General features: G+C 64.0%; 10 protein-coding genes. 9 read left to right on the plus strand and 1 reads right to left on the minus strand.

What is annotated here, in order from left to right:
• Nucleotides 1-131: 131 nt before the first annotated feature.
• Nucleotides 132-2957 (minus strand): winged helix-turn-helix domain-containing protein, encoded by a 2826-nt coding sequence (locus HX811_RS25125; RefSeq protein ID WP_177047851.1) that lies wholly within the window; start codon nucleotides 2955-2957, stop codon nucleotides 132-134.
• A 576-nt stretch (nucleotides 2958-3533) separates the two neighbouring features.
• On the opposite strand from HX811_RS25125, the gene HX811_RS25130 reads away from it, so the two are divergent.
• The 9 genes from HX811_RS25130 (at nucleotide 3534) to HX811_RS25170 (ending at nucleotide 10227) form a co-directional block, all read left to right on the plus strand.
• Nucleotides 3534-3806 (plus strand): DUF2282 domain-containing protein, encoded by a 273-nt coding sequence (locus HX811_RS25130; RefSeq protein WP_003211270.1) that lies wholly within the window; start codon nucleotides 3534-3536, stop codon nucleotides 3804-3806.
• Nucleotides 3803-4231: a DoxX family protein gene (locus HX811_RS25135; protein WP_003211272.1), complete on the plus strand. Its 429-nt coding sequence runs from the start codon at nucleotides 3803-3805 to the stop codon at nucleotides 4229-4231. The genes HX811_RS25130 and HX811_RS25135 overlap by 4 nt, the downstream gene beginning before the upstream one ends.
• A 45-nt stretch (nucleotides 4232-4276) precedes the next feature.
• A complete protein-coding gene (locus HX811_RS25140) occupies nucleotides 4277-5044 on the plus strand; it encodes an alpha/beta fold hydrolase (protein WP_003211274.1) in 768 nt (255 codons plus the stop codon).
• Between the two features lie 25 nt (nucleotides 5045-5069).
• Nucleotides 5070-5342: a hypothetical protein gene (locus HX811_RS25145; RefSeq protein ID WP_003211275.1), complete on the plus strand. Its 273-nt coding sequence runs from the start codon at nucleotides 5070-5072 to the stop codon at nucleotides 5340-5342.
• A gap of 56 nt (nucleotides 5343-5398) precedes the next feature.
• On the plus strand, nucleotides 5399-6250 hold the full coding sequence (locus HX811_RS25150; RefSeq protein WP_177047865.1) for a DUF692 domain-containing protein: 852 nt from the start codon (nucleotides 5399-5401) through the stop codon (nucleotides 6248-6250).
• Nucleotides 6247-7023, plus strand: coding sequence for a DNA-binding domain-containing protein (locus HX811_RS25155; RefSeq protein ID WP_177047853.1), 777 nt, complete (start codon nucleotides 6247-6249; stop codon nucleotides 7021-7023). Before HX811_RS25150 ends, HX811_RS25155 begins: the two co-directional genes overlap by 4 nt.
• A gap of 4 nt (nucleotides 7024-7027) precedes the next feature.
• Complete coding sequence (locus HX811_RS25160; protein ID WP_177047855.1) at nucleotides 7028-7564, plus strand: alpha/beta fold hydrolase; 537 nt, start codon at nucleotides 7028-7030, stop codon at nucleotides 7562-7564.
• Between the two features lie 92 nt (nucleotides 7565-7656).
• On the plus strand, nucleotides 7657-9021 hold the full coding sequence (locus HX811_RS25165; protein WP_102606436.1) for an MFS transporter: 1365 nt from the start codon (nucleotides 7657-7659) through the stop codon (nucleotides 9019-9021).
• A gap of 75 nt (nucleotides 9022-9096) precedes the next feature.
• Nucleotides 9097-10227 (plus strand): MFS transporter, encoded by a 1131-nt coding sequence (locus tag HX811_RS25170; protein WP_177047857.1) that lies wholly within the window; start codon nucleotides 9097-9099, stop codon nucleotides 10225-10227.
• Nucleotides 10228-10278 lie beyond the last annotated feature (51 nt).

Consider the following 10278-nt stretch of genomic DNA (forward strand, 5'->3'; position numbering starts at 1 on the left):
AGGCTCGGCATGCCCGCACTCCTGCTTTTCTGTGGGAGCGGGCTTGCTCGCGAAAAACCTGAGAGCGCCGCGTTCATCCAGAATGCCCGCGTCATCGTTAGCGACCTTCGCGAGCAAGCCCGCTCCCACATTTACCGATGCTGAAACCGGGGCAACGAAGCAATCCGCATCTTCGGCTCCTGCAACCTGGCCAGGTCACTGGCAATCTGCGCCCGCCAGAAATGCGCCCCGGCCAGTTGCGCATCCACCCACGCCTGGCGCAGCAACACCTTGGCCTTGTCCACCGACCCGTACTGGGCCTGACGCAGAATCAGCTGCGCCTTGATCCGCAACATCTGCGGCACGAACCAGCGCTCATGCCGGCCCAGCGCCAATTGCAGGGTGTCTTCCAATACCTCCAGCGCCAGCTTCTCCAGGCCCAGCCGCGCCAGACCCAGGGCGTATTCACAACGCAGCAAGCTATAAAGCTGGCTGTCGCCTTGGCCATGCAGGTGATGCAAGGCCTCACCCAGCAACGGCACGCCTTCTTCGGGCGACCCCTGGCGGATCAGCAGGATGCTCTCGAAGCACAGCCGAAACTGACGCCAGATGTGCAGGTCCTGCTGGGTCGTGCTGTCTTGCAGCAAGCCCAGGTAATACCGCACCTTGGGCAGGTTGGACGCCAACAGCGCCAGGGGAATTGCCCCCAGGCACAGGGTGTACCAGAGTGTCGCGGGGTGATCGAGGGTGATGGCTTCATCGACGCAACTGCCGATCAGGCGCAGCGCCGGGTCGACATCGCCTTCCAGCAACTGCACCTGTGCCTTGAGGCAGCGGGCGGCGATGCGCTGGTCAAAATGCACGTCGATAATGTGCGAGCGCGGCGCCGACGGTGAACCCAGTGCCTCGTCGATATTCTGTCGGGCGCCGGCCAGGTCGCCCATGTGAAACAACGCCAGCGCGCGCATGCGTTTACCCAGCAGTTGCTGGTTGCCGCTGTGGCTCAGGCTGATGTAGCGCTCGGCCAATTCCAGCGCTTCGGCGTACTGGTTGCAGCCGCAGCGGTCACTCCACAGGCCCCACAGCGCCCGCAGCTTGTGCTCGGCATCGCCCAGGTCGCGGGCGTCTTCACGCACCTGGCGCCAGGCTTCGCGCATTGGCCCGCCGGTGCCATAGGTGAGCATCAGCACGCTGGCCAGGGCGGTTTGCAACAGCATGCGCTGGCGCAGCGGCAGCGGGGTGGTGGCGGCGCTGGCCAGACCTTTGTCGACCCAGGTGCGGCACTCGCTGACCAGCGACAGGCGCAGCCACAGCGGCACGCCGCCCAGGGTCAGTTCGATGCCGGTGGGCAGGTCGCCCGAGGCTGAAAAGGCCCACTCCAGCGCGGTGCGGATGGTGTTGATTTCCGGGCCGTAGAGGCCGATCCAGGTCTCGGGAGAAAGCCCGTCGAGGGTCTGCCCGGCTTCCTGCAATACGCCCAGCGCATACAGTGCATGACGCTGGCGGGTGGCATCGGCTTCGCCGTGTTCGTTGAGTTTCTCCAGGGCGTAGGCGCGGGTGGTTTCCAGCAGGCGGTAACGCTTGAGCAACTGCGATTCACCGGCGATCAGCAGCGACTTGTCCATCAGGCTTTCCAGCAGGGGCAGGGCGTTGCGGGCGTCGAGGGTGCTGCTGGCGGTCATGGCCTTGACCGCGTCCAGGGTAAAAGAACCGGTGAACACCGCCAGTTGGCGCAACATGGCCTGTTCGTCGCCGGTGAGCATCGAGTAGGTCCAGTCCAGGGTCGCGCTCAGTGAACGGTGGCGGGCGAGGGCGGTGCGCCGGCCGGTCATTTGCAGGCGGAAGCTGCCGTCGAGCAACCCCACCAGGTCCTGGATGCCGAAGGTGCGCACCCGCGCCGCGGCGATTTCGATGGCCAGGGCGTTACTGTCGAGCTTGCGGCAGATGGCGCTGGCGGCGGCGACGTCGGTGTCCTTGAACACGAAGCCGGGGTCGAGGGCCTTGACCCGTTCGATGAACAGGGCGATGCCCGACCAGGTCATGGCTTGCTCGGCACTCAAGTTCACGTCTTCGTCCGGCACCAGCAACGGGGCGAGGTCGTGCACCCGTTCTCCCTCGGCCCGCAGCGGCTCGCGGCTGGTGGTCAGCACGCAGCACTGGGGCGCGCAACGCAGCAGCACCTCGACCGCGTCGGCGGTGGCTTGCAGCACGTGTTCGCAGTTGTCGAGCACCAACAGCAGCGGGCTGTTGGCGAGCATCGCGGCCACGCTTTGCAAGGGATCGTCACTCACGCTCTGGATGCCAAGGGCGTTGGCGAGCATGCCGGCCACCCATTGGCCGCTGGTGGCGGGTGCCAGGTCGACGAAGCACATGCCCTGGTGAAAGCGGCCCTGCAGCAGTTGCGCCACGGCCAGGGCCACGGTGGTCTTGCCGATGCCGCCGGGGCCGGTGATGGTCACGAAACGCTGGCTCAGTACCTGGTCGGCCAGGCTCAGGATCAGCTGTTCGCGACCAATCACTGTGCTGGGTGGCGGTTGCAGGTTGGGCACGTCCACCGTCGGGGCGGGTACCAGCGCCTGGGCGATGGCGCCTTCACTCACTGCCTGCATCGTCACCGGCGCGACAAACCGATAACCCCGGCCTGGCACGGTGACGATGTAGCTGAAGTTGCCGTCATCCCCCAGCGCCCGGCGCAGCGCAACGATCTGCGCGCGCAGGTTGCATTCCTCCACCACCACCTTGGGCCAGGCGAAAGAGATCAGCTCGGACTTTTCCAGCAACTCGCCAGCCCGGCTGGCGAGGGCGATCAGCAAGTACAAGGCGCGGCTGCCGAGGGTCACCGGCTCGCCGTTGCGCAGCAATACATGCTGGCGCGCCAACAAGAGAAAGGGGCCGAAACCGATTGCATTCTCGGTGTGGTCCGGGGCCTGGGGGGCGAGGTCCGTGAAGGACACTGCGGGGTATTTGCTCGAACTCATCAATTTGTCCTTTTTTGTAGTCGGGCTTGTTATTGGCGATCAGGCCATTCGCCCTTTTGGGTGCTTACGTGCGGCAGCAGGCTTGGAGAGTTGAAGTCGATCAAAAAGGTGAGAGTTGTCGCCCTCCTTTGGGGCATGGACGTTGTTATAGGGCGCGGGGCCGTTGGGTTTCAGGCGATGAGACTGTTTCAATTTAGAAACATTTTATTACTAGAAAACCTGATGTAGCAGAATGTATGCCAGTTGGCATGTAACAAAGATGACAACAACCGTATGAAATTTATGGGGATTTTTGAGGTCGTCGAAAGCGGGGGAAGGTGGGTGTTCGGAAAGGCGAATATTTCTAATTGTGTCGTTCGGGATGCCGAATAAAACGGCGGTGGTTTGGCGTGGTTTTTTTGGCTGTGTATCAGACTGTGTATCAGCACCCACCTGATACACCGGCATGAATAGAAGGAGGGAACGCGACACAGACGGGATACACGCCTGGCTTTAAATCTGTCTACCAGATGGCGCAGGCGGTCACCCACCGCACAAGCGCCCTGGCCACATTCAGTCAAGCCAGGAGATTCAACAATGAAGCGCCATTACGCAGCCCTTGCCGCCACCCTCGCACTGTCCCTCGGTGCCTTCGCCGCCACCGCCCATGCCGAGGATGCCAAGCCTCAGGAAAAATGCTTCGGCGTGTCCCTCGCCGGTGCCAACGATTGCGCCGCCGGTGCCGGGACTTCCTGCGCCGGCACCGCCAAGGCGGATTACCAGGGCAACGCCTGGGTGCTGGTGGACAAAGGCACCTGCACCCAGATCAAAACCCCCAAAGGCTTCGGCAGCCTGACGGAACAACCATGATTGCCCTGGCCCCTGCGGTGCTCAAGCGTGTGCTGCCTGAGGCGCTGCTGTTGCTGGTGGCCCGCCTCGGGATCGCTTCGGTGTTTTTCCTCTCGGGCCGCACCAAGGTGACCGGTTTCCTGCAGCTCAAGCCGTCGACCTACACCTTGTTTCGCTCGGAATACGCCTTGCCGCTGGTGCCGCCGGACTGGGCAGCGCACCTGGCGACCTACGCCGAGCATCTGTTCCCGCTGTTGCTGGTGCTGGGCCTGCTGACCCGCCCGGCGGCTGCCGCGCTGTTGGGCATGACCCTGGTGATCGAGGTGTTCGTATACCCCGACGCCTGGCCGACCCACCTGACCTGGGCGGGCTTGTTGCTGCCGCTGCTGGCATATGGCGGCGGGGCCTGGTCACTGGACCGCGTGCTGTCCGGCCAACGCCGTTAACCCTTTCACAACAATGATCAGGCCCCAAGGCCTGTGGAGAGTCGCATGCGTATTCTTTCTTCCCTGGCGATCGCCATGGCACTCGCTACACCGTTGGTGGCCTCGGCCGCCGATGCAGCCAAGCCCCAGCCGGGCACCGGTAAAAGCGTGGTGATCGTGCCCGGTTCCTTTGTCGACGGCTCCGGCTGGCGAGTGGTGCACGACATCCTGATTCACAAGGGCTACAAGGTCACCGTGGTGCATCAGGGCCATGAAAGCCTCGCCGCCGACGTGGCCGAGGCCCGCGAAGTGCTGGAGCAGCAGGTCGGCCCGGTGGTGCTGGTGGGTCACAGCTCCGGCGGCGGGGTGATCTCGATTGCCGGTGACCGCGACAAGGTCAAGTCGATGGTCTATGTCTCGGCCCTGCAACCGGAAGTCGGCGAGAACATGAGCCAGCTGCTGTCGTCGATGCCGGCGCCGAGCAATGACGTGATGCAGACCCGCGACGGGCATCTGTTCTTTGATCGCACCAAGTTCAATGCCGACTTTGCTGCCGACCTGACCACCAACCGCACCGACTTCATGGCCGCCTCCCAGGTGCCGGCCACCACCGCGCTGTTCGGCGGCACCGTGTGGGCCGCGGCCTGGCACAAGAAGCCGACCTACGCCGTGGTGTCCACCGAAGACCGTGCCCTGAGCCCCGATCTGCAGCGCTGGATGTACAAGCGCGCCGGCTCGAAAGTCACTGAAATCAAGGCCAGCCACTCGGTGTACATCTCCCAGCCCGAGGCTGTGGCGAAGGTCATCGAAGACGCGGCATCCGTCATCAAATAAACCCCACCCCCGAGGAGTAATACCCATGAGCACATCCATCAAATCCCGCTTGAGCCTTGCCACTGCTGCCGCCCTGATCGCCATGGCGTCCGCTTCCTTCGCGGCGGCCGCCAGCGCCGCCGACCAGCCGGAACAGCCGGGTCGCTGCTACGGCGTGAACAACTGCAAGGGCGAAAGCCTGTGCGCCACGGCCAAGAACGATTGCAAGGGCCTCAACAGCTGCAAGGGCCAGGGCGTTGTCGTCAAGACCCCGTCCGAGTGCCTGAAGCTGGGCGGCACCACTACCGAACCGAAGTAACACCCCGGCGGGCCCAGGTTGGGCCCGCCGCCTATTTATGCAACGGAGACCACATGATGCCGACACCCAACCCGCGTTTTCCAGGCTATGGCCTGGGGCTGCGCAAGGAACACTACAGCGAGTTCCTGGAGAACCCGGTGGCGGTGGATTTCGTTGAAGTGATCTCCGAGAATTTCATGGTCGCGGGCGGCCAGCCCCGGCACATCCTGCGCCAGATTCGCGAGCGGTATCCGGTGGCGCTGCACGGGGTGTCGATGTCGATCGGCACGGCCGAGGGCCTCGATCGCGATTACCTGAAACGCCTCAAGTCGCTGGTGGACGAGATCGAACCGCTGTTTGTGTCCGACCACTTGAGCTGGTCCCGCAGTGGGGGCTTCAACTCTCATGATCTGCTGCCGGTGCCTTACACCCATGAGGCACTGGACCGGGTCTGCGCCAATATCGACCGGGCTCAAGAAGTGTTGGGCCGCACGATGCTGTTTGAAAACCCGTCCAGCTACCTGGCCTTTGATGGCGCGTCCATGAGGGAGTGGGAATTCATCGCCGCCATGTCCCGGCGCACCGGCTGCGAGCTGTTGCTGGACGTCAATAATGTGTTTGTCAGCGCCAGCAACCATGGCTTTGACGCTCTCGCGTTTCTCGACGGGATTCCGGCCGAGCGGGTCCGGCAAATTCACCTGGCCGGCCATAGCCAGGGCCGCGATTTGCTGATCGACAGCCACGACAGCCCGGTGTGTGACGGCGTCTGGGACTTGTATGCCAAGGCCGTTGCGTTGCTCGGCCCGGTCGCCACGATGATCGAGCGCGATGACGAGATCCCGCCCCTGGCAGAGCTGCTGGAGGAGCTGTCGATCGCCCGCATGCTCGGTGCCTCCGAGGCCTACAAGCGTGCGCAGGTGCGCTCATGAATCTCGCGCAATGGCAGCAGGCTTTTCATACCTGGCTGGTGAGTGCCTCGGAGCAGTCGGCCGAGATGTTGGGTAACAAGGCCGCGGGACTGGCGGTGTATCAGAACAACTACCGCGCGCAATTGGTGGGTTGCCTGGAACAGGCGTTTCCCAACCTGCGGCGCTGGGTCGGGGACGAGGCGTTCCTGGCCGCGTGCGTCAGCCATATCGACCGGCATCCGCCCCATGCCTGGACCCTGGACGTCTATCCCGAGGGTTTTCACCTGACCCTGGGTGAACTGTTCCCCAACAATCCCGACGTGCATGAACTGGCCTGGATCGAGTCGTCGCTCAATGAAGCATTTGTCGCCGCCGATGCCAGCCCGTTGCCCATGGACGTACTGGCGTCGGTGGATTGGGACACGGCACGCCTGCAACTCACGCCGTCGCTGCGCTGCCATGGGCTGACCACCAACGCCGAGGCGATCTGGTCGGCATTGTGGCAGCAAACCCCGGCGCCCGAGGCGCTGATGCTGGCCGAGGCCGGTGGGCTGCTGGTGTGGCGCCGCCAGTTCACCTCGCGCTTGCGCCAGGTCGATGCGCTGGAGTTCCAGGCCTTGGTGCACCTGCAAGGCGACGGCAGTTTTGCCGGGTTGTGCGAGTTTCTGGTAGCGCGCCTGGGGGAAGAGCAGGGCGTCGCGAAAGCCGGTGAGCTGTTGGCCGGCTGGATCGGCAGCGAGTTGATTGTGGGGGTTGTTGACGACCTTCCAGTGTCGAATTTTTCGGAGCTATAAACCCATGTCTTTTTTCAATCGCCGGCGCTTTCTGATTTCCACCGCCATTGCTTCAGTGGCGTTGTCACTGCCGGTCATGGCGACGCCCGCCCGTTGGACGATCCGCCAGGTCAGCACCGACCTGCTGGATATCGGCTACTACGAGGCCGGCCCGGAAGAGGGCAGGCCGATCATTTTGCTGCATGGCGCGGACGGCGACCTGGAGCGCTTCGCCGAGGTCGCACCCTACCTGGTGTCCCAGGGCTTTCGGGTGGTTGCCCCGTACCTGCGCGGCCATGGCACTACCACGCCGCTGGACAAGGCGGCACCCGCCAGCACTCAGGAAGTGGTGCTCGGCCAGGACGTGCTGGACCTGATGAACGCCTTGCATATCCCCGAGGCGGTGCTCGGCGGGTTCGATCTCGGCGGTCGTGCCGTCACGGCAGCGGCCACCTTGCGGCCGAGCCGCTGTGTGGCGCTGGTCACCGTCAACAGCGCGCCGCAGCCCGCCCTGGCCGAGGTGCTGGTGCAGATGGCCCTGATGGGCAAATGGCGCACCTGAACATGAATATTTGGACAGCCGCGCATTTGCCCGCTGAAAAAAAAGGCCGCTGCCCGTAATCTAGACGCCTTTGCCACGTGTGCGGATTGTCCATGTCTTCAGTAGCTGATGGGTTGCCCAGTGATAAGCGTCTAGCGGCGGTTGTCGCCATTTCCCTGGGGATCGGCATGGCGACCCTCGACACGGCCATCGTCAACACCGCGTTGCCGACCCTGGCCGAAGGGATTGGCACCGACTCCGCTTCGGTGATCTGGGTGGTCAATGCCTACCAGTTGGCGACCATTGCCGCGGTACTGCCCTTTGCGTCCCTGAGTGATGTGGTCGGCCACCGCCGGGTGTTCCTCGGCGGCTTGCTGGTGTTTGTGGTGGCGTCGCTGTTTTGCGGGCTGGCCTGGTCACTGCCGACGCTGACTGCCGCCCGGGTGGTGCAGGGCCTGGGCGCTGCGGCAATCATGAGCGTCAACATTGCGCTGCTGCGGCACATCTACCCGGCAAAAATCCTCGGCCGGGGGCTGGGGTATAACTCACTGGTGGTGGGGCTGGCCTTTACCCTGGGGCCAACGGCGGCGTCGGCGATTCTGTCGGTGGCTACCTGGCACTGGTTGTACCTGATCAACCTGCCCCTGGGGGCATTGGCCTTGTGGCTCGGGGTGCGGGCGATTCCGGTGATCCCGATCACCGGGCATGCCTTCGACCGGCTGGCGGCAATTCTCTGCGCCGGGTTGTTTGCCCTGCTGGTGCTGGGCCTGGGCTCGGCGGTGCACGGTGCGCAGGCGGTGTTGACGCTGGGGCTGATCGCCGTGGCGCTGCTGTGCGGGCTGTTGCTGATCCGCCGTCAGGCCGGGCACCCGGCGCCGATGCTTGCGGTGGATCTGTTCAAGCGCCCGCTGTTCACCTTGTCGGCCCTCACCGCGATTTGCGCGTTCAGCGCCCAGGGGCTGGCGTTTGTGTCGCTGCCGTTCCTGTTGCAAACGGTGTTGGGGCACAGCCAGGTGGCCACCGGTTTCCTGATGACGCCGTGGCCGGCGGTGGTCGCGGTGATGGCGCTGATTGCCGGGCGCCTGGCGGACCGCATCTCCCTGGCGTTGTTGTGCGGCATCGGCCTGGTGATGTTGAGCGCGGGCATGGCCGCGCTGGCGACCCTGGGCAACGACGCCTCGACCTTCGATATCGGTTGGCGCATGGCCCTGTGTGGCGCCGGGTTCGGTTTTTTCCAGTCGCCCAACCTCAAGGCGATCATGACCAGCGCACCGATTGCCCGCAGCGGGGGAGCCAGCGGGATCGTTGCCACGTCGCGGTTGATGGGGCAGACACTCGGCGCTTCGTTGGTGGCGTTGTGTTTCCACCTGTCCCTGAGCAGCGGCCCGCAGTACGCGTTGTGGCTGGGCTGCGGGTTTGCCCTGGTGGGCGCGGTGGCCAGCGGGTTGCGTCTGATGCAGGACGGCGCCAAGGTTTAATCATTTGGGCCTTGTAAAACCTTGAGGTAGACGGCTACCGTGGCCGTCTAAATAATTCTGAATGTTTCAGCTTTTATGTCTGATCTGGCCCAACGCAGTGCTGATTCACACTCCCGCCGTGCCGCGCTGACCCTTGGCCTGTGCCTGCCCAGTGACGTGTTGCTGTACCTGGTGCTGCCGATGGAGTCCCAGGCGTTCGGTATCACCCTGGCCCAGGCCGGGGTGCTGCTGGCGGCCAACCGCCTGGTGCGGATCTTCGGCTACAAGCATGTTCTGAATTTCTACGCCCGTAATGGTGATCGGCTGACGTGCTCCATTGCCGCCGGCGCGGCGGCGATGTGTGCCCTTGGCAACTCGATGCTGTCCGGGTTTGCGGCCTTGCTCGGGCTGCGGTTGGTCTGGGGCCTGTGTTTTGCGGCGTTGAACCTTTCCACTCAAGTGTTGGCCACCTCTGAACCGCTGGGTGCGGCGCGGCGGGCGGGGCGGTCGCGGGCGTTGATTGCCCTGGGGCCGATGCTGGCCTTGCCGTTGGGTGGGTGGCTGACGTTGCAGGTTGGGCCGCGGCCGATCTTCTGGATTCTGGCGGTGTGTTGCCTGGTGGGGTTGTGGATGGCGCGGGGGTTGCCGACTGCGGGTCACAATTTGCATGGCACGCCGGGGCGGCGGTTCAAGTTGCCTGACAGTGTGGCGACCTGGTCGTTTATCGAAGGGGTGGCGCTGGATGGGCTGTTTATCTTTGGCCTGTCGATTCAGGCGCAGAAGCTGTTGGGTGGCAATGCGGTATTGATTGCCGGTGGGTTGATGGCGCTGCGATATGTTTCGGAGTTGCTTCTGAGTCCGCTGGGGGGGCGTGCTGCGCAGCAGTTTGGTGCTACGTCGATGTTGCTGCTGTTTTCGTTTCTCAGTGCGTTGGCGTTGGGGGCGTTTGGTAGTCATTGGGTGATTGTGGGGGCGGCGGCGGTGTTGGTGTTGCGGGCGTTGCAGTTGCCGTTGGTGACGACGCTGGTGGCGGAGCGTAATCCGGGGGCGATGCGGGTTTCGGCGTTGGCGTCGAATGCGGTGTGGCGTGATGTGGGGGCGGGGCTTGGGCCTTTGCTGGCGGGGTTGTTGTTGCCGGTGGCGTCGGCGCCTTGGGTGTTTGGCGTGGCGGGGGCGGCGATTGCGGTCAGTGCGGTGTTTTGCTGGCGGGCCAGGGGGTTAGCATGAGATGGGGGATTGAGTACATATCCGTTTCTTCGGTAACGGCCACCTATGGTT

This window comes from Pseudomonas sp. F8002 (genome assembly GCF_013385495.1).
Classification (GTDB): Bacteria; Pseudomonadota; Gammaproteobacteria; order Pseudomonadales; family Pseudomonadaceae; genus Aquipseudomonas.